The following is a 19,523-nucleotide window of genomic DNA, read 5'->3' as shown; positions in this document are numbered from 1 at the left end:
CAATTTCGCGGCGTGCGCGGGTGGTGTCGCGTTCGCGAAGGGAGCTCGTCGCCGCGCTCGCCTACGATGACTTCCGGCATGTCTGCACAGCATCTCGGCCCCGACGGGCCGCCTCCCACCGCCGCGGTGGCCGTCTTCCCCCTCGTCGTGGGGGTGCTCGGCGTGATCGCGATCCGGCGTGGCGGCGCCCTGCTCGCGTTGCCGGGCGCCAGGGCGCGGTTGCTGCTCGCAGCACTCGCCGTGCGACCTGGCCGGGCCCGCAGCGCACAGTCGCTGGTCGACGAAATCTGGGGTGATCAGCCGCCCCGCGCCCCGATGAATGCCTTGCACACGCAGGTCTCCCGGCTGCGCGCCCTGCTGCCCGAGGGCGCGCTGGAGATCGGCCCCGCCGGCTATCGGCTGACCCTGCCCGCCGACAGCGTCGACCTGACCGCGGCCACCGCCCTGGCCCGCCGCGCCGACGACCAACTCGCCTCGGGTGACACCGCGGCGAGCCTCGCCACGATCACCGCCGCCCGCGCGCTGTGGCGCGGCGAGCCCGGCGCCGACCTCCCCGATTCCGGCCCCGCCGCCGACCTGCGCGCCGCCGCCGACCAGCTCACCCGGGACCTCGACCGCACCGAACTCGCCACCCACGTCGCCCAGGGCGACCTCGCCGCAGCGATCCCCATCGCTCGCGCCGCAGCGGCCGCCCAGCCACTGGACGAGCCGACCCATGCCACCCTGATCCGACTCCTCGCCCTCGACGGACGAACCAACGAGGCACTCGAGGTGTTCGCCGCCTACCGCCTCCGGCTGATCGAGGAACTCGGCGCCGACCCGGGACCCGCCCTGCTGGCCCTCAACACGGCGGTTCTGCGTGGCGACCCCGTCGACCTGCCCGGTTACCGGCGCCACGTCGTTATCGCAACCGCGAGCGGTGATCCGGCCATCGTCCGGGTCGCCGAGAACGCCCATCGCCTCGCCGGCGACAACCCTGTTTCCGATGGTCATCGCCCGCCCGCGGAATCGGAACAATCGTCCAGCTTTGCGGGTCGAGGGCGCTCGAGTGAATCGTCCGCGCCGGACGCCGTGTCGCGATCGCTGCGCGGTGGGGCCGACAGCGGTCGATGGCGGGATCCAGCTTCGCGCGGGTTCCCGTCGACCGGTCCCGGTGTGGGGGAGGCGGCGCCCGGGCAAGGGCCGCAGGCAAGTGGCGCCGGCGATCCGTTCGATCGGCCGAACGGGCTACACCGGCCGTCCACCGCTGTCGGCCTTCGCGCAGCTCCCAACGAATTGCTCGGCCGCGGCGACGATCTCGACGCGATCGCCGAGCTCGTGCACCGCTCGCGGGTGACCACCCTGCTCGGCCCCGGCGGCACCGGCAAGACCCGGGTGGCCAACGCGGTCGGTGAACGGCTCACCGGCACGCTGCCGGTGGTGCTGGTCGAGCTGGCGCCGGTGCAGGCCGAAGCGGCGGGGTCGATGACGCGCGTCGAGATCGAGGCGGCGATCGGGCACATGATGGGGCTGGGCGAGGTGATGCGCGAGCCGGGTGGACTGCGTCTGGCACGGCAGGTCGACGCGCGCAGACGGTTGCGTGAGGCGCTCGACGCGCGGCCGATGCTGCTGATCCTGGACAACTGCGAGCACGTGATCGAGTCGGCCGCCGAACTGGTCGCCGATCTGGTCGGCAGTTGCGGCCAGCTGACCGTTCTCACCACCAGCCGGTCGCCGTTGGCGATCACCGCCGAATCGGTCTATCCGCTGGCACCGCTGACGGTCGACGCGGCGGGCTCGCCCGCGACAGACCTGTTCGCGGCGCGTGCGCGCGCGGTGCGGCCGGACGCGCGACTCGACTCCGACACCGTGGCCCGGCTGTGCCGCACGCTCGACGGCTTGCCGTTGGCGATCGAACTGGCCGCGGCGCGAGTCCGCACGATGAGCGTCGCTGAGATCGAGTCCAGGCTCGAACATCGATTCGCGTTGCTGCGCAGCGGCGATCGGGCCGCGCCGCAGCGGCATCGGACGCTGCACGCGGTGATCGCCTGGAGCTGGAACCTGCTCGACCCCGACCAGCAGGTCGTGCTGCGCAGATTGTCGCGGTTCCCGGCCGGATTCACCCTGTCCGCGGCGGAAGTCGTCGCGGCGGGTGCCGACGTCGCCGCGGCGATCGACGGACTGGTCGGTCAGTCGCTGCTCACCGTGCTCGACGACCCCGACGGCACCGGCATCCGCTACCGAATGCTCGAGACGGTGCGCGAGTTCGGCGCCGAGCAACTGGCGGCCGTCGACGCCGCGACCGAGGCCGCCGAGACCGCGCTGGTGCGTGACCGGATGGCCAGGTGGGCACGGGAATTCGCGACCGGTGCCGTCCGCGATTACCGCGCGGGCCACCAGGTGCCGACGGTGCTCGCGGTGACCGCCGAGCTCGACAATCTGGTCGCGATCCTGCGCACGGCCACCGCGCACGGCGACGCGAACACCGTGTACATGGTGTTCCCGGTGACCGCGACGGTGTGGGTGATGCGCGGCGCACACCTCGAGTTCATCGGCTGGGCGGTGCGCCTGGTCGCGATCGCGCCCCCCGTACCGGTGTCGAGCGAGGACGCCGACCTCCAGATGGTCACGCACATGCTGACCTGCCTGCACCTGATGTTCCACAACGGCGGCGACGTGCGACCCGTCGCGCTGGCCCGGCTGCGGGCCCGGCGGCTGCTCGCCCACCCCGGCCTCGACCCAGCTCTGCGGCTGCTCGGCAGGCTGATCACCGTGCGGCCCGACGGCTTCCGCATCGGCCGGTTGTTCGCCGACGGCGTCCGCTCGGCGGACCCGACCGAGCGGGTCGCCGCCCTGGTCGGCCGTGCCAACTTCTGGGAGAACGCGGGCAACGTGCCGGGCTCGGTCCGCGACTCGCTCCGCGCGCTGGCCGATCTGGAGAACGGGGACGTCTGGGGCAACTCGATGGTGTACCAGCACCTGGCCCAGCTGTCCGGCCAGTCCGCCCGCTACGACGAGGCGGTGACGTACTACCGCAGGGCGCTGGAGCAGATGCACCGCTTGCGCGTCCACGACGAGATCCTGGAGAGCCGGTGCTTCCTGGTCGCCGCCCTGCTCGGCAGCGGCCGCCGCGAAGAGGCGAGGGCGGAACTGGAATTGGTCCTGCGTTCCGACGATTCGGGGGTGGGCCAGGTCGACGACCCCACCGTCCGCCGCAATCACCGGCTCTCGACCGTCGCGTCCGCGGTGGCCGAACTGGAACTGGCCGACGGCGACATCGACGCCGGGCTCCGGCACTACCACCGGGCGCTCGATCTGCTCGGCTGGCCCGAGTACGAACTCAGCCCCGGCCCCGGCGCGATGATGGTGTCGGCCGCCGCGGTCGGCGCCCACGTGCTGCACGGCAGAGCCGACGCCGCCGCCCAACTGGTGGCCCAGATCGTCGCGACGACCGAGCAACGCTCGTCGCAGTACCTCGACCTGCCGCAGATCGGCGCGGTCGCGTGCGCCGTCGGCTCCTACCTGCTGGCGACCGATCCCGGTCGGCCGGAAGGGTTCGAACTGCTCACCCTCGCGGCCGCTTCGGTGGCCAGGCAGGACTCTCCGTCGATGGAGCTGGCCCGCCACCTCGCGATGCACCGGGACGTGGTGGGCGATGTCGCCGCGGCGCAAGTCGCGCACCGTGCCGCGGGCGTGCGCCGGCTCGCCGCCGCCACCCGCATCGTCGAGATCGTCAGCCGGCTGGACGGACACGGCAACGGCACCCGACCCTGACGGATCGGATGCCGTTGCGATAGAGGGGTTCAGGCCCTGCGCATGTAGGCGCGCACGGTGAGCGGCGCGAAGATCGCGATCACCACGAGCGAACCGACCAGCGACCACACCAGGTCGCTGCTGTAGACGTTGGCGTTCATCAGGTCACGGCAGGTGTTGACCATGTAGTACACCGGATTGGCGTGGTTGATCGCCTGCATCCAGCCCGGCATGGTGCTCACCGGCGCGAAGGCGCCGGACATGAACGTCAGCGGGAACATCACCATCATCGAGATGCCCTGCACGGAGGCGGCACTCTTGCCGGTGACACCGACCAGCGCCCACACCCAGCTGATGGCGAACGAGCAGACCACGACCACCAGGCAGGCCGCGATGACGCCGGCGAAGCCGCCGCCGGGCCGGTAGCCCAGACACAGGCCGACGATGATCGTCAGCGTGGAGGCGATGCCGTAGCGCACCATGTCGGCCAGCAGCGCGCCGGCCAAGGCCGAAACCCGGGCGATGGGCAGGGATTTGAAGCGGTCGAACACGCCCTTGTCCATGTCCTCGCGCAGCTGGGTGCCGGTGACCACCGAGGTGAGCACGACGGTCTGCACGAGAATGCCGGGGATGAGCACGGGCAGGTAGCTGTCGACGCTGCCCGAGATCGCGCCGCCGAAGATGTAGGTGAACAGCGCGGTGAACAGGATCGGCTGCACCGTCACGTCGAACAGCTGCTCGGGATTGTGCTTGATCTTGAGCAGGCCGCGGTAGGCCATGGTGAACGAGGTGGAGATCGTCTCGCGCAGCCCAACCCGATCGCTGACATCGGCGATGTCGTCGGTGGGCGCGGGGGCGGTGAGGACTGCGGTCATGCCGCGCTCCGTTCGGTGTCGTCGGATTCGTCGGCCGGGTGGCCGGTGATGGTGAGGAAGACCTCGTCGAGTGTCGGCTTGGAGACGGTGATCTCCTCGACGCCGATCTCCCAGTCGCGCAGGCGGATCAGCAGGTCGGCGGTGAGGTTCGGATCGGGCAGTGGCGCGGTGAGCCTGCCCGCCTCCGGGCTGATCTGGGCGGTGACGCCGAGGAAGTCGCCGACGATGCGGCGGGCCTCGTCGAGCTGCTCGCGGTCGAGCAGCGTCAGGTGCACCGAGGAGCCGCCGATGGAGGCCTTGAGCTCGTCGGCGGTCCCGTCGGCGATCACCCGGCCGTGGTCGATCACCGCGATCCGGTCGGCCAGCTGGTCGGCCTCGTCGAGGTACTGGGTGGTGAGCAGCACGGTCGCGCCCTCGGTGACCAGCCTGCGGATGGTGTCCCACATCTGGGCGCGGGTGCGCGGGTCGAGGCCGGTGGTCGGTTCGTCGAGGAACAGCAGTGGTGGGGTGGAGATGAGGCTGGCCGCGAGGTCCAATCGCCTGCGCATGCCGCCGGAGAAGTTCTTGAGCGGCTTGTTCGCCGCCTCGGTGAGGTCGAACTCCGCCAGCAGTTCGACGGCCCTGCGGCGGGCATCGGGCCTGCTCAGCCCGAGCAGGCGGGCGAAGATGATCAGGTTCTCGGTGGCGGAGAGCATCTCGTCGACCGAGGCGTACTGGCCGGTGACGCCGATCAGCGAGCGCACCGCGGTGGGCCGCTCGACGACATCGTGGCCGAAGATCCGCGCGCTACCCCCGTCGGGACGCAGCAGGGTCGCGAGCATCTTGATGGTCGTCGTCTTGCCCGCGCCGTTCGGTCCGAGCACCCCGTAGACCGAGCCGCGCGGCACCGCCAGGCTCACCCCGTCCACGGCCCGCTGGTTGCCGAACACCTTGACCAGACCGTCCGCCTCGACGGCGAGCGCTGAAGTGGGTGTGTAAGTCATGGGACCTACGGTGCAGGTCCCGCCTTGCACGGCCCTTGCACCGCGCTGTCGACCCGCTGGCGCCCACCCGAGGTCTTTTCCCGTTCTCGGCCGCCTCGATCTGGACTGACCGGAGGGCGCGACGAAGGAGTGCCCGGAGGGAGGGAAGATCGAGGCCGAAAGGCCGAGAACACGCGCGCGCCAGCGCGCCTTCTACAGAGCCAGCAGGTGTTCGCGCAGAGCGGCGCGGTCGGGTTTGCCGGGGCCGCGCAGCGGGATCTCGTCGAGCACGGCCAGCTCACGCGGCGCCGCGATCGAATCGAGCTCGGCGACGACATGGGCGCGGATCTCGTCCAGCGTCGGCGCGGCACCGGGTGCTGGCACGATCGCGACCGCGACCCGCTGACCAAGCCGCTCGTCGGGCAGGCCGAGCACGATGCACTCCCTGATCCCGGGGTGATTGGCCAGCACGGCCTCCACCACCTGCGGAATCACCAGCAGACCGCCGGTCATGATCGCCTCGTCGAGGCGGCCGGTGATCGAGAGCACGCCGTCTTCATAGGTGCCGGCGTCCTCGGTGCGGAACCAGCCGGGTTCGGCGAAAGCGGGGTGGTCGGGCAGGTTGCGGTAGCCGCGGGCGATCATCGCGCCGCCGAGCAGCACCCGGCCGTCCTCGATCCGCACCTCGGTGCCGTCGAGCGGCGCGCCCTCGTAGACGCACCCGCCGCAGGTCTCGCTCATCCCGTAGGTACGCACGACGGTGATGCCGGCGTCGAGCGCACGTTCGTAGACGGGCAACGGTGTCGCCGCGCCGCCGACGAGCACGCCGTCGAGCTCGGCCAGCGCCTTGGCGGCCACGGGCGAATCCAGCGACTTGATCAGCTGCGTCGGCACCAGCGCGGTGTAGCGGCGCGGCCCGCGCATCGCGGCGACCGCGCCGGCCAGCGCCTCGGGCAGGAACCCGCCCGACACGTCGAGCACGGTCGGCTCGGTGCCTGCCAGGATGCTGCGCAGCAGCACCTGGATGCCCGCGATGTGGTGGGTCGGCAGCGCCAGCAGCCAGCTGCCTGGCCCGCCGAGCCGGTCGTGGGTGGCATTGCCGCTGGCCCGCAGGGCCTCGGCGCCGAGCAGCGCGCCCTTGGGGATGCCGGTGGTGCCGGAGGTGGTCACCACCAGGGCGACATCGTCGTCGATCGGATCGCCCGGCTTGAGCGCGTCGGAGAGCCTGCGCGCCTCGCGGCGATCGGTGGTCGGAATCGGCAGCCACGCCGGGCCGTTGCCGTCGAGCGCCTGACGCAGATGGGGAAGCACTTCGCCGACACCGGAACCGGTCGGCATCTGCAGCGTCCGCAGGGTTCTACTCACGCCACCACCTCCCGATGCAGCTTGTTGCGCTCCCTCACGGCTTCGATCGTGTCATGCGACCGACAAGACCCGGCCAACGGGTCGGTTTGCCGGGAAACGGTTCGCCAAAAGGCAGGCATAGCGACTGCGATTCAGTAGATGGACGACGACTCGCACTGCGGTCCGGACGACGGAGGTCGGGCGCTTGCTCGCAGCTATCGTGCGCGGCCGGACCCGGATCGGCAACTCGGGTCCGCCGCGACAACGACTCGTTCACTCCGCCGACCAGCGCGGATCCCGCCGGATCGGATGTTCGGCGGGAACCTGCACCAGCACGATCGCCACACCGTCCGGGTCGCGCACCCACATCTCCCACAGTCCCCATGGTTCGAGCACCGGCGCGCGCTCGATCGCAATTCCCTTCAGCGCCAACTCCGCCGCCGCGTCGGCCACATCGCGCACCTGCAGCCAGATCGCGCCGTCGAAGCGGCCCGGCTCCCCGCTGCCGCCGTGCGCGGCGACCTCGAGCAGCCCCTGCCCGGCGTAGAACACGGTGCCGCCCGGGTACTCCCGCGCGATCGCCAGCCCGAGGCCGTCCCGGTAAAAGGCCAGCGTGGTGGCATAGTCGCTGGGCCGCACGATGATCCGGCTGTTGAGAATTTCCATGGGAGGAGTCCGTTCTCAGAAGTACCAGGGGTAGGGCGCCCAGTCGGGCTTGCGCTTCTCCAGGAACGCGTCGCGGCCCTCGACCGCTTCGTCGGTCATGTACGCCATCCTGGTCGCCTCGCCCGCGAAGAGCTGCTGGCCGACCAGGCCGTCGTCGAGCAGGTTGAACGCGTACTTCAGCATCCGTTGGGCCTGCGGTGATTTGCCGTTGATGTCGGCGGTCCACTCCAGCGCGACATTCTCCAGCTCGTCGTGGTCGACGACCTTGTTCACCGCGCCCATCTGGTGCATCTCCTCGGCCGTGTACGGCCTGCCGAGGAAGAAGATCTCGCGGGCGAACTTCTGCCCGACCATCTTCGCCAGATACGCGCTGCCGTAACCACCGTCGAACGAGCCGACGTCGGCGTCGGTCTGCTTGAACCGCGCGTGCTCGCGCGAGGCCAGCGTCAGATCGCAGACCACGTGCAGGCTGTGCCCGCCACCCGCCGCCCAGCCGTTGACCAGCGCGATGACGACCTTGGGCATGAACCGGATCAGCCGCTGCACCTCGAGGATGTGCAGCCTGCCCGCGCGCGCGGTGTCGACGGTGTCGGCGGTCTCGCCGTCGGCGTACTGGTAGCCGTTGCGGCCGCGAATGCGCTGGTCACCGCCGGAGCAGAACGCCCAGCCGCCGTCCTTGGAGCTCGGTCCGTTGCCGGTGAGCAGCACCGCGCCGACATCCGGCGACATCCGCGCGTGATCGAGCGCGCGGTAGAGCTCGTCGACGGTGTGCGGGCGGAACGCGTTGCGCACCTCCGGCCGGTCGAACGCCACCCGCACCGTGCCCTGCTCGATATGTCGGTGGTAGGTGATGTCGGTCAGGTCCTCGAACCCGGGGACGGGCCGCCACAGCTTCGGATCGAAAGTCACGACCACGATTATTGCCCTATCGCCCGGCGGACCGGTACGAGGTCGTAACACCGCAGCTCGAGCGGTCGGCGCGTGTTTCGCGCACCCGATGCGTATAGTTGCGGCTGCTCGTTCAACGAACCGATCCGGAGGAACCTGAAAGTGGTTGCAGCGCTGTCTGAATCCCTGCTCGACGACACCAAGCGTCCGGCTTTCCTTGCCGACGCCGTCGAGGTTCTCGACGCCGAGGTCTCGGACAAAGGTGGTGCGTCCGGCCTGGCGGTGAAGGGTGGCTACGCGGCGGTCAAGAAGATCAGCCCGACCATCGTTCCCGACGCGCTGGCGTCGCTCGCGCCGAAGCTGCTCGACCAGCTCCAGCCGTACTGGGCCGAGTTCACCGCCTCGGGTGCCGGCACCTTCGCCGACCTGCTGACCGCGAAGTCCGACGAGGTCGCCGAGTCGCTGCTGGCCGTGACCGACGCCCGCGCCGAGTCGTCGAGCCGTCCCGCCCTGCAGAAGGTGTACTCCTCCATGCGTGGGTCGGCCAAGAAGCACGTCGTCGAGGCCCTGCCCCGCGTGGGCGACCTGGTGCAGAAGCACGCGGGCTGAGTCCCATGGCGGGGTAGCCCCCGCGAGTTCTGTCTCGTGAGGCCGGTGCGGTTCGAACCGCACCGGCCTTTCGCGTCCCCGTGTGACCACACTCACGTAACGGGGGTGTGGTGGGTGCCCGGCCACACCGATGCCCGGTCGCGGGTAAATTCCGCGCTGCGAAGTGTGAGCCACGCCACTCCGTAGATGAACGGCAGGGAAAGGGCGAGTGGCCGCCGATTCCCCGCCTTCCGCGCGTGCAGCGAATGACTGGCTATCACGGCCATGTATCGATTACCTTGCCAATCGAGCGGGATTCGGAAATGAATATTTCCCGAAATACTCCTTCTGCTCGGTACGGACGTTAAAAGACTGCATTGCGCAGGTCGAAAGGAAGTCGATCATGATCTCTCGCAAGACTCTCGCCACCGCCGGTGTCACCGCTGCCGCCGCTGTCATGTTCTTCGGCCCGGCCGTCGCCAGCGCCGACACGGGTTCGGCCACCGGATCTGCCGAGCTCGCCGGGGTGGCCACCGGCTCGGCCGGCGTGCTCAGCGGCTCGGCCGCCGGTTCCAGCGTGCTCGAGTCGGGCAGCGGCGCGATCGACAGCGGCACCTCCGCCGTGGTCAACATCATCGAGGCGATCACCGGCATCCAGGAACTCACCGCGCCTGCCGCGTGATCTGATCGAGATAGCGACCTGCTCCTCTTCGAGATGGTCTTGAAATCTGGCGACGGGTGCGAAACCCGTCGCCAGATTTATTTCGGAATTGTTGATCTAGTTATCGGGCAGAACCCGCCTGCGATGGCTCCGGCGGCGTTGACGGCAGTGCGCGACTCGGCGCGGTGACCTAGCCAACGCGGGCCGGGGGCAGACGGGGGTGCCCCCGTCTGACACTCTGGGATTGTGAATCCGTCAACTGCGCAGGCACGAGTGGTCGTCGACGAGCTCGTGCGCGGCGGCGTCCGCGAGGTGGTGCTGTGCCCCGGATCGCGTAATGCCCCACTGGCCTTCGCGCTGCAGGCGGCGGACGCGGCCGGGCAGCTACGGCTGCACATGCGCATCGATGAGCGCACCGCGGGCTTCCTCGCGGTCGGGCTCGCGGTGTCGTCCGGGCGCCCGGTGCCGGTCGTGATGACCTCGGGTACCGCGGTGGCCAACCTCGGGCCCGCGGTGCTGGAAGCCAACTACGCGCGGGTGCCGTTGATCGTCGTCAGCGCGAACCGGCCCTACGAGATGCTCGGTACCGGCGCCAATCAGACGGTCGAGCAGCTCGGGCTGTTCGGCAGTCAGGTCCGCGCCACCATCAGCCTCGGGCTCGCCGAAGCCGAGGCGGGCGAGTCGGCGTATCCGCGCCAGAACAGCGTGTGGCGCTCCTCGGTGTGCCGGGTGCTCGCCGCGGCGCGCGGAACCCGTTCCGGCAACGCCGGTCCGGTGCAGTTCGACATCCCGCTGCGCGAGCCGCTGGTCCCCGAGCTGTCCGACGATCCGCTGCCCGCGGGCCGGGCCGGCGAACGGCCATGGACCTCGACCCAGTACGCCACCCTCGATGTGCCGCTCGACATCGACCTCACGCCCGACACCGTCGTCATCTCCGGGCACGGCGCGCGGTTGCTGCCCGAACTCGCCGAGCTGCCGACGGTGGCCGAGCCGACGGCGCCGATGCACGGTCCCGCCCTGCACCCGCTCGCCCTGTCGCTGCTCGCTCCGACGCAGGCGATCATCACCGGCCGCCCGACCCTGCACCGCCAGGTCTCGCGGGTGCTCGCCGATCCGGATGTCACCGTCTTCGCGCTGACCACCGGGCCGCGCTGGCCCGATGTCTCCGGCAATGTCGTCGGCACCGGCACCCGCGCGGTGACCACCGGCGCGCCGCGCCCGGAGTGGCTGGCGCGCTGCGCGGAGCTGAACCGGCAGGCGCAATCGGTGGTGCGCGACGAACTGTCGGCGCATCCGAAGGCGACCGGCCTGCATGTGGCCGCCGTCGTCATGGACTCGCTGCGCGACGGTGACCAGCTGCTGCTCGGCGCGTCGAACCCGGTCCGCGACGCGGCGCTGGTCTCGCACCCGCGGCCAGGTGTGCGGGTGCTGTCCAACCGCGGTGTCGCCGGGATCGACGGCACCGTCTCCGGCGCGGTCGGCGCCGCGCTGGCCCACCCGGGCCGCACCGTTGCGCTGATGGGCGATTTGACCTTCCTGCACGACGCGTCGGGCCTGCTGATCGGGCGCGGCGAACCGCGCCCGGACAACCTCACGATCGTCGTCGCCAACGACGACGGCGGCGGCATCTTCGAACTGCTCGAACAGGGCGACCCGCAGTACGCCGGCGTCTTCGAGCGGGTCTTCGGCACACCGCACGGCATGGATCTGGCCGCCCTGTGCGCCGCCTACCGGATCCCGCACCGCCAGGTCGACCCCGACGAGCTCGCGGTGGAACTGGTCGGCGACGCACACGGACTGCGCGTGCTCGAGGTCGCGACCGAGCGCTCCAGCCTGCGCGAACTGCACGCGACCGTCCGGGCGAAGATCGCGGGCTAGGTCCGCTACGGCTCCTCGCCCTCGACGAACTCGTCGTCGAACGGGACGGCGATGGTCTGCTCGATCACGTCGGCGGGGTTCGCGCTGAAGGCATCGCGGTCGACATTGGCCGCCACTTGATCGGAGTAGCCGCCGGCATCGGAGAAGGCGGGGTCGTCAGGGTCGCCGGCGGTGAAGGCCGTCTGTTCCTGTTCGATCCGATCGGCCTCGGGGACCTCGTCCAGCGGCCGGGCGGTTTCGTGGTCGATCATCGGTGCTCCTCGGTCGTCGCCTCGCACGTATGTCGCTGATCGTTGCGCCATCCAGCGTGCGCCGATTCGGGCCGCTCGGCAACCCGCGCGGCGATGAGTTTGCGGTGCTCGGTCCGTCTGTACTGGTGTAGGCAGTCCGTCCTCGCTCAGGAGCGCACATGGAACCGCAGTTCGACTTCGCCCCCGCCGCCCGCACACTCGCCACCGTCGTCGCGGGCATCGCCGACGACCAGCTCACCGCGCCGACGCCGTGCGTCGACGCCACCGTGGGAACGCTGCTCTCCCACGTCGTCGGGCTGACCGAGGCGTTCCGGCAGGCCGCGGCCAAGGAGTCCGACGGCCGGTCGGCGCCGCCAAGCCTCGACGACCCGCTGCCCGCAGGCTGGCGCGCCCTGATCCCCGCGCAGCTCGACGCGCTGACCGCCGCGTGGCGTGCGCCCGCGGCCTGGGATGGTGACGCCGAGGCCGGTGGCGTCGTGCTGCCCGCCGCGGTGATGGCGATGGTCGCCCTCGACGAGGTCACCATCCACGCCTGGGATCTGGCGGTCGCCACCGGGCAGTCCGTGACGGTCGATCCCGGTTATCTGCCGATCCTGCACGAATTCCTGCGCGACACCGACCCGTCCGGCACGCCCGGACTGTTCGGCCCGGTGGTCGCCGTTCCCGAGGACGCGCCCGCCTTCGAGCGCCTGCTCGGCCTGACCGGTCGCGACCCCGGCTGGCGGGCGACCGTGAACGCAACGGACCGCCGGGTTTGATACGGTCGCACCACGTTTGACGTTCGACCTGGGGGGTTTCGTTGTGCTGCAAATTGTTCTGATCCTGATGGCGCTGGCCGGGATCTTCTCCTGGATGGCCTTCGCCAACGGGAGCGTGCTCGTCGGGGTGATCTTCGCGCTGCTGGCGCTCGCGCCGCTCCTCGCGCTCGTTGTCGCCATGGTGCGCAAGCGAACCGGAGCGACGGGGCCGCTGTTCGGCAAGTCCAAGGCGGTGGGGGCGATCGCGCTGGTGACCGTCGTGTGCGCCGTCGGTTACGCGGTGTACTGGACGTTCTGGACGCCCAAGGAACACGAGGGCACGCTGGCGAACATCGGCGACATGGAGCCGGCCTGCCACGACATGGGTGGCAAGTTCTTCCCGACCGCGGCCGAATTCACCGGGCCGGCACCGCATCCGGTTGTCGCGTTCGTCGATGAGCAGGTCGGCACGTCGAAGGCCGAGATCGGTGGCTTCGACACGCCGCGTGAATGGGGCGGTCGCGACCTGAAGCCGGCCGACGTGCAGTTGATCGCCTGCCTCGACGAACCCGACGACGGCAAGTTTCTCACCGACTGTGAGTTCACCGGCAGCAGCCTGCCGCTGTACCAGGGCCGCTACGACGTGACCATCCGCGAGGCCAAGACCGGTCGCAAGGTCGGCACCGCGCAGATGTCGGGCAAGTCGACGCCCGATTGCCCGTTCTCGGCGCTCACCAAGGGCGACAACCCGAAGATCCACACCGAGCCCGATCTGGCCGAATACCAGCGCGTGCTCGGTCGATTCGTCTCGAAGTAGGCACTCAGCGGACGAAGGCGCCGCCGATCGTGGCGAGGGCGGCTGCCCTGGCCGACTGGTCGGCGGCGGCCTCGTCGATGGGATCGCCGCTGGCGAGCAACCGGTAGTACAGCGGCGCGGAGACCGCGGACAGGACCGCCCGCGCGTCGGTGCCTGCGGGTGCTTCGCCGCGCGCGACCGCGGCGTCGACGCAGGGCGCCCATTCGGTGAGCCGGGTGTCGTAGAAGGTGTGCAGCGCCGCGGCGGTGACCTCGTCGCAGGTGGCCGCGGCGATGACGGCACGGAACAGATTGCCCTGCCGTTGGTCGGCGAGGGTCTTGGCGACCAGCCGGGCATTGGCCGTGAGGTCGTCGAGCAGAGTGCCGGTTTCGGCGCGGGGCAGCGACTGCTCGGCCATGTCGACCAGCAGGTCGGCGACCAGCCCCGCCGGGGTGCGCCAGCGGCGATAGACCGTGGTCTTGCCGACCCCGGCCGTCGCGGCGACCTCGGCCAGATCGAGGTGGGCGAAGCCGCGGTCGGCGAGCAGATCACCGGCGACCTGCAGCACGGACTCGCGGACCCGGGCAGTGCGCCCACCTGGGCGAACAGATCCCGGCCAGGCGACATCGTGATTCATAACGGAACTCCTGTTTCATTTAGTGCGGATCGGGTGTACTGTCCGAAGTGTTAACGGAACTATAGACCCCTTAGGAGTTCTCATGGAGTACCGGCGGCTCGGCGCATCGGGTCTGCTCGTTCCCGCGCTCGGATTCGGCGCGGGCACCTTCGGCGGACGTGGCGCCCTGTTCAGCGCCTGGGGCGATACCGATGCGGCGCAGGCCAGGCGCCTGGTCGACATCAGCCTCGAGGCCGGCGTCACCCTGTTCGACACGGCCGACGTCTATTCCGACGGCGCCTCGGAGGAGGTGCTCGGCGCCGCGATCAAGGGCAGGCGCGAGCAGGTGCTGTTGTCGACCAAGTCGGCCCTGCCGACCGGCCCAGGCCCGCACGAGGCCGGCGCGAGCCGCGCCAGGCTGATCCGTGCCGTCGACGCCTCCCTGCGCCGCCTCGGCACCGACTACCTCGACCTGTTCCAGCTACACGCCTTCGACGCGGGCACCCCGCTGGCGGAAACCCTCACGGCCCTGGACGATCTCGTGCGCGCAGGAAAGATCCGCTACCTCGGCGTGTCCAACTTCGCCGGCTGGGAATTGATGAAGGCACTGGCCACCGCCGAGGAGCTCGGCCTGGAAAAGCCCGTCGCGCACCAGGTCTACTACTCGCTCGTCGGCCGCGATTACGAATGGGAACTGATGCCACTCGGCGCGGACCAGGGCGTCGGCGCGGTCGTCTGGAGCCCGCTGGGCTGGGGCAGGCTCACCGGCAAAGTCCGTCGCGGCCAGCCACTCCCGGCGGGCAGCAGACTGCACGAGACCGCGCAGGCCGGCCCACCCGTCGACGACGAACACCTCTACGACATCGTCGACGTCCTCGACAACATCGCCGCCGACACCGGCCGCAGCGTCCCGCAGATCGCCCTCAACTGGCTACTCACCCGCCCGACCGTCGCCACCGTCCTGATCGGCGCCCGCAACGAGGAACAGCTGCGCCAGAACCTGGGCGCCGTCGGCTGGCAGCTCGACCCGGAACACCTGGCCGCCCTGGACGCGGCAAGCTCGACCACACCCCCGTACCCGTACTACCCCTACCACCGGCTAGCCGACTTCACCCGGCTGAACCCGCCTGCCGTGCGGGCGGCGTGAGATCAGTACACGTCGCGGACGTAGCGCTTTTCGGCGACGAGTTGCTTCTTGAAGGCCAGGGCGCCTGCTTCGTCCAGCTTGCCGTGGATCTGGGCGATGCGTAGCAGGGTGTCGTCGACGTCCTTGGCCATGCGGGCCGCGTCGCCGCAGACGTAGAAGTGGCCGCCGTCGCGCAGCCACGACCACAGCTCGGCGCCGTGCTCGATCATCCTGTGCTGCACGTAGATCCGCTCGCGCTGGTCGCGGGAGAAGGCCAGGTCGAGGCGGGTGAGGAAGCCGGAGCGGAACATGTCCTCGAGCTCGGAGCGGTAGTAGAAGTTCTGGGCGGCGTGCTGGTCGCCGAAGAACAGCCAGTTGCGCCCGGTCGCGCCGGTGGCCCGGCGTTCGTGCAGGAACCCACGGAAAGGAGCGATACCGGTGCCAGGCCCCACCATGATCATCGGGGCGTTCGGGTCCAGCGGCGGGCGGAAATGCGGTGCCCGCTGCAGGAAGATCGGGACCTCGGCGCCAGCCCGGTCGGCGAGGAAGGTCGAGCACACGCCGCCGCGCCGGGCGGAGTCGCCGACCGGATCGCCGTAGCGGACGACGCCAACGGTCAGCTGCACTTCGTCGGGGGTGGTCAGCGGGCTCGACGAGATCGAATACTGGCGTGGTTGCAGCTTTTTCAGTGCGCCGAGCCAGTCGACCAGGTCGGTGCGCACCGGGAAGTCGCGCAACACGTCCACGGCCTGGCGGTCCCACAGGTAGTTGGCGAGCTCGTTGCGGTTGTCGCGGCGCAGCAGCTTGGCCAGCTGCGGGTGCGGGTTGCGCTCGGCGATGAAGCCGAGCAGATCCTGGCTCACCTTGGTGATGTCGTAGTGCGTGCGCAGCGCCTCGGTGAGGGTGAGCTCGCGATCGTCCAGCTCGATCACCCGGCGGCCGTCCAGGCCGGTGGCGGTGAGCCATTCCTCGACCAGCTCGGTGCCGTTGGCGGGCAGCACACCCAGCGAATCGCCGACCTCATAGCTGGCGTCCAGGTCGTGCAGGTCGAAGCCGAAGCGCCGCACCTCTTTCGGCGAGCCGGGCGCGCTGAGCGTTTCATTGCGCATCAGGGTCGCCCGGACCGGCGACTGGCGGGTGAAAGGGGCCGGGGCGGCGCGCTGGACGCGGCTCGGCGCGGCGGTGAGCGGACGGTCGAGCACGATCGCTCCACCGCGACCCGATGGCATGGCCAGGGAGGGGCCGGAACCCTGGTCCGGCGCAGCACCGTTCGGGACCGGGGCCGCGCCACCTCCGATCGGGTCCGACGGCCCGGCGTCGCCTGCGGGCGAGCCGCCCAGTGCGGCGAGCACGTCGTCGAGCCACTGCTCGGCGGCATCGGTGAAGTCGGGTTCGCTGTCGACCCGCGGCACCAGCTGCTTGGCGCCGCGCTCGGCGAACAGGCGGTCGAGTTTGCGGCCGTGTCCGCAGAAGTCGTCGTAGGAGGAGTCGCCGAGGGCGAAGACCGCGTAGCGGACGCCGTTGAGGCGCACGATGCTGTCTTCGAGCCTGGTCCAGAAGTCGGCGCCGTTGTCGGGCGGGCCGCCGTCGCCGAAGGTGCTGGTGACGATGAGGATGTCGCCGGTGAGCGCCGACAGCTCACAGGAGTCCATGTCGAGCAGCGACGGCAGGAAGCCTGCCGCGGACAGTCGCGCGGCGACGGTGGCAGCGAGCTCCTCGGCGTTGCCGGTCTGGGAGGCCCACAGCACCGTCACCGGGACGGCGGCCTGGGCATCGACGCCCGCGACCTCGGTCGGGGCACCGGCGGTGCGCGAGTACATGCCTGCCAGCAGCCCGTCGACCCACAGTCGTGACTGCGCCGACAGCGGCGCGCTCGCGGGCAGCACCGGCTGCCCGGTCACCGGCAGTGATTGCAGCGCGGCGAGGTACCCGCCGAGGTAGATGCGCTCGGTCTCGCTGAGTGTCGGCGAGGTGCCGGCGTCGAGGCCCAGAATCCCGGCCAGGGGGTGGGCGGCGGGTTGCGCAGGCTGCCGCACCGGTTGCGCGGGTGCCTGCTCGGGTGCGGCGGCGGGGCCGACCCGGCGCAGCGCCACCGCGCACGCCTTGAACTCCGGCTGCAGTGAGGCGGGATCCACCGCGTCGTTGGTGACCGCGTTGATAGTCAGATATTCGCCCTGTTCGTCGTTCCAGTGGAAAGGAGCAAAGCAATCACCGGGCCGCACCCGATCGCTGATCTGCACCGGCAGCACGGCACGGCCACGACGCGAGGCGATTTCGAGCTGGTCGCCGGGCTTCAGGTCGAGCCGTCGCGCGTCCTCGGGGTGCACCTCGACGAACGGCGCGCCGTTGAGCTTGGTCAGCTTGGCGACCTTGCCGGTCTTGGTCATCGTGTGCCACTGGTGCTGCAGGCGGCCGGTATTGAGCAGGAACGGGTAGTCGTCGTCGGGCAGTTCGGCGGCGGGCAGGTGCGGGCGGGCGAAGAACACCGCGCGCCTGCTCGGGGTGGCGAACGCGAGTCGAGGGGTGGTGCCGTCGGCCTCGACGTGCAGCGGCTGGTTGGTGCCGTCGTTGACGTAGCGGATCGGGTTGCGCGGGGAATCGCTGTCGCGGCACGGCCACTGCATCGGGCCCTCGCGCAGCCGCTCGTAGCTCATGCCGCTCAGGTCGTAGCCGGTCGCCGGGTTGGTGAACTGCCGCAGTTCGGCGAACACCTCGGCGCTCGAGGCGAAGTCGAAACCGGGGAAGCCCATGGCCGTGGCGACCTGCGCGATCAGCAACCAGTCCGGCCGCGCGTCGCCGATCGGATCGACCGACTGCTGCAGCAGGGTGACATTGCGTTCCGAATTCACCATCACCGCGTCGGCTTCGGCCCACAGCGTGGCGGGCAGCAGCAGATCGGCGTAGGCGTTGGTGGCGGTCTCGGTGTAGGCGTCCTGCACCACGACCAGCTCGGCCGCCTCCAGTCCCGCGATCACCGTCTTGCGATTGGCCACGGTGGCGACGGGATTGGTGCAGATGATCCAGGCGGCCTTGATCTCGCCGTCGGCGAGTCCGCGGAACATGTCGATGGTGCCGGGGCCCGCCTCGGTCCGCAGGGAACCCGCGGGCAGGTCCCACGCGGTTTCGACGAAGGTCCGGTCGGCGGGGGAGAGGAGGCTGCGCTGGCCGGGCAGGCCAGGTCCCATGTAGCCCATCTCGCGCCCGCCCATGGCGTTGGGCTGGCCGGTCAGCGAGAACGGGCCGCTGCCGGGGCGGCAGATCGCGCCGGTCGCCAGGTGCAGGTTCACCAGCGCGTTGGTATTCCAGGTGCCGTGGGTGGACTGGTTGAGTCCCATCGTCCACAGCGACATCCACTCGCCCGCCTCGGCGATCATCATCGCCGCGGTGCGGATGTCGGCCTCGGCCAGGCCGGTGAGCTCGGCGACCCTGGCGGGCGGGTAGTCGGCGAGGAATTCGGGCATCGCCTCCCAGCCCTCGGTGTGCTCGGCGATGAAGGCGGTGTCGATCGCGCCGTCGGCGACGAGCAGGTGCAGCAGGCCGTTGAGCAGCGCGAGGTCGGTGCCCGGCGCGATCTGCAGGAACAGGTCGGCGCGGGCCGCGGTCTCGGTGCGGCGCGGGTCGACCACGATCAGCTTGGCGCCCGCCTTGAGCCGGTCGGCCATCCGCAGGTAGAGGATCGGGTGGCAGTCGGCCATGTTCGCGCCGGAGACGAAGAACAGGTCGGCGTGCTCGAAGTCGTCGTAGGAGCCGGGCGGGCCGTCGGCGCCGAGCGACTGCTTGTAGCCGGTACCCGCGCTGGCCATGCACAGCCGCGAATTGGCCTCGATGTGCTTGGTCCGCAGGTAGCCCTTGGCCAGTTTGGTCGCCAGGTACTGGGCTTCGAGGGACATCTGCCCGGAGACGTAGAGGGCGATCGCGTCGGGCCCGTGCTCGTCGAGGATCGCGCGCAGCCGCGTCGCCGTCTCGTGGACGGCCTCGTCGACCGGCAGCGGAACGGGGACCTGACCGCGCTCGGGGCGGTGGTAGGCGGACTCCATCCGGCCGGGGGCCGCCATCATCTCGGCGTGCGTCGCGCCCTTGGTGCACAGCCTGCCCACGTTCGCCGGATGCAGCTTGTCGCCGCTGACCTTCGCGATCAACCGCGCGCCCGACTGATCAGTCTTGGTCTGAACGGTGATGCCGCAGCCGACGCCGCAGTACGAGCACTGTGTACGCACAGCGCCCGTGTCGCGGATGTCAGCTTCCCCTGTCATGTCTCCGATCATCCGCATCTGTCGTTGCGCTCGATTTACCGAACGTTATCTCCAGATGACAATCGACCTCACACGCCAAAATTTTCACTGTGAGGTCGAGTCCGGAATATCGGCCCTGATCAGGGCATGTGCCGACGGGAAAGGGCCTGC

At 70.3% G+C, this 19,523-nt stretch carries 15 protein-coding genes; 7 read left to right on the top strand and 8 right to left on the bottom strand.

Going from position 1 to position 19,523, the window contains the following annotated elements; genetic code table 11:
- The first annotated feature begins 78 nt into the window (after window positions 1–78).
- Entirely contained in the window at window positions 79–3,753 is a 3,675-nt protein-coding gene (locus ACWF82_RS11270) for an AfsR/SARP family transcriptional regulator (RefSeq protein WP_452500254.1), read from the top strand.
- 29 nt (window positions 3,754–3,782) lie between these two features.
- On the opposite strand, the gene ACWF82_RS11265 is transcribed toward ACWF82_RS11270, so the two are convergent.
- The 5 genes from ACWF82_RS11265 to ACWF82_RS11245 form a co-directional block, all read right to left on the bottom strand.
- Entirely contained in the window at window positions 3,783–4,607 is an 825-nt protein-coding gene (locus ACWF82_RS11265; protein ID WP_452500252.1) for an ABC transporter permease, read from the bottom strand.
- Complete coding sequence (locus ACWF82_RS11260; protein ID WP_452500250.1) at window positions 4,604–5,590, bottom strand: ATP-binding cassette domain-containing protein; 987 nt, start codon at window positions 5,588–5,590, stop codon at window positions 4,604–4,606. The genes ACWF82_RS11265 and ACWF82_RS11260 overlap by 4 nt, the downstream gene beginning before the upstream one ends.
- 192 nt (window positions 5,591–5,782) lie before the next feature.
- Entirely contained in the window at window positions 5,783–6,907 is a 1,125-nt protein-coding gene (menE, locus tag ACWF82_RS11255) for an o-succinylbenzoate--CoA ligase (protein ID WP_452500382.1), read from the bottom strand.
- 279 nt (window positions 6,908–7,186) lie between these two features.
- Window positions 7,187–7,579, bottom strand: a complete 393-nt coding sequence (locus ACWF82_RS11250; RefSeq protein ID WP_452500248.1) for a VOC family protein — start codon at window positions 7,577–7,579, stop codon at window positions 7,187–7,189.
- A 15-nt stretch (window positions 7,580–7,594) separates the two neighbouring features.
- On the bottom strand, window positions 7,595–8,488 hold the full coding sequence (locus ACWF82_RS11245; protein WP_452500246.1) for a 1,4-dihydroxy-2-naphthoyl-CoA synthase: 894 nt from the start codon (window positions 8,486–8,488) through the stop codon (window positions 7,595–7,597).
- Between the two features lie 141 nt (window positions 8,489–8,629).
- On the opposite strand from ACWF82_RS11245, the gene ACWF82_RS11240 reads away from it, so the two are divergent.
- From ACWF82_RS11240 to menD, 3 genes are all read left to right on the top strand, one after another.
- Window positions 8,630–9,076: a DUF6918 family protein gene (locus ACWF82_RS11240; protein ID WP_452500244.1), complete on the top strand. Its 447-nt coding sequence runs from the start codon at window positions 8,630–8,632 to the stop codon at window positions 9,074–9,076.
- A gap of 382 nt (window positions 9,077–9,458) precedes the next feature.
- Window positions 9,459–9,737 carry a hypothetical protein gene (locus ACWF82_RS11235; RefSeq protein ID WP_452500242.1) on the top strand — a complete coding sequence of 93 codons (279 nt, stop codon included), beginning with the start codon at window positions 9,459–9,461 and terminating at the stop codon, window positions 9,735–9,737.
- A gap of 225 nt (window positions 9,738–9,962) precedes the next feature.
- Window positions 9,963–11,594 (top strand): 2-succinyl-5-enolpyruvyl-6-hydroxy-3-cyclohexene-1-carboxylic-acid synthase, encoded by a 1,632-nt coding sequence (gene menD / locus ACWF82_RS11230; RefSeq protein WP_452500240.1) that lies wholly within the window; start codon window positions 9,963–9,965, stop codon window positions 11,592–11,594.
- Window positions 11,595–11,599: 5 nt separating this feature from the next.
- On the opposite strand, the gene ACWF82_RS11225 is transcribed toward menD, so the two are convergent.
- Complete coding sequence (locus ACWF82_RS11225; protein ID WP_452500238.1) at window positions 11,600–11,845, bottom strand: hypothetical protein; 246 nt, start codon at window positions 11,843–11,845, stop codon at window positions 11,600–11,602.
- A gap of 158 nt (window positions 11,846–12,003) precedes the next feature.
- Here ACWF82_RS11225 and ACWF82_RS11220 point away from each other — a divergent pair, with 158 nt between their 5' ends.
- Together ACWF82_RS11220 and ACWF82_RS11215 are read left to right on the top strand one after the other, a co-directional pair.
- Complete coding sequence (locus tag ACWF82_RS11220; protein WP_452500236.1) at window positions 12,004–12,603, top strand: TIGR03086 family metal-binding protein; 600 nt, start codon at window positions 12,004–12,006, stop codon at window positions 12,601–12,603.
- Window positions 12,604–12,646: 43 nt separating this feature from the next.
- On the top strand, window positions 12,647–13,399 hold the full coding sequence (locus ACWF82_RS11215) for a hypothetical protein (protein WP_452500234.1): 753 nt from the start codon (window positions 12,647–12,649) through the stop codon (window positions 13,397–13,399).
- Between the two features lie 4 nt (window positions 13,400–13,403).
- Here ACWF82_RS11215 and ACWF82_RS11210 read toward each other — a convergent pair whose 3' ends face one another.
- Complete coding sequence (locus tag ACWF82_RS11210) at window positions 13,404–14,015, bottom strand: TetR/AcrR family transcriptional regulator C-terminal ligand-binding domain-containing protein (RefSeq protein WP_452500232.1); 612 nt, start codon at window positions 14,013–14,015, stop codon at window positions 13,404–13,406.
- Between the two features lie 82 nt (window positions 14,016–14,097).
- Between ACWF82_RS11210 and ACWF82_RS11205 the strand changes: the two genes are divergently transcribed.
- Window positions 14,098–15,141: an aldo/keto reductase gene (locus ACWF82_RS11205; RefSeq protein WP_452500230.1), complete on the top strand. Its 1,044-nt coding sequence runs from the start codon at window positions 14,098–14,100 to the stop codon at window positions 15,139–15,141.
- Window positions 15,142–15,143: 2 nt separating this feature from the next.
- On the opposite strand, the gene ACWF82_RS11200 is transcribed toward ACWF82_RS11205, so the two are convergent.
- On the bottom strand, window positions 15,144–19,385 hold the full coding sequence (locus tag ACWF82_RS11200) for a molybdopterin-dependent oxidoreductase (RefSeq protein WP_452500228.1): 4,242 nt from the start codon (window positions 19,383–19,385) through the stop codon (window positions 15,144–15,146).
- Between the last annotated feature and the right edge of the window lie 138 nt (window positions 19,386–19,523).

It is taken from the genome of Nocardia sp. NPDC055053 (genome assembly GCF_053608285.1).
Note: the sequence above shows the minus strand (reverse complement) of the source record. Positions and strands in the feature narration are given on the sequence as shown.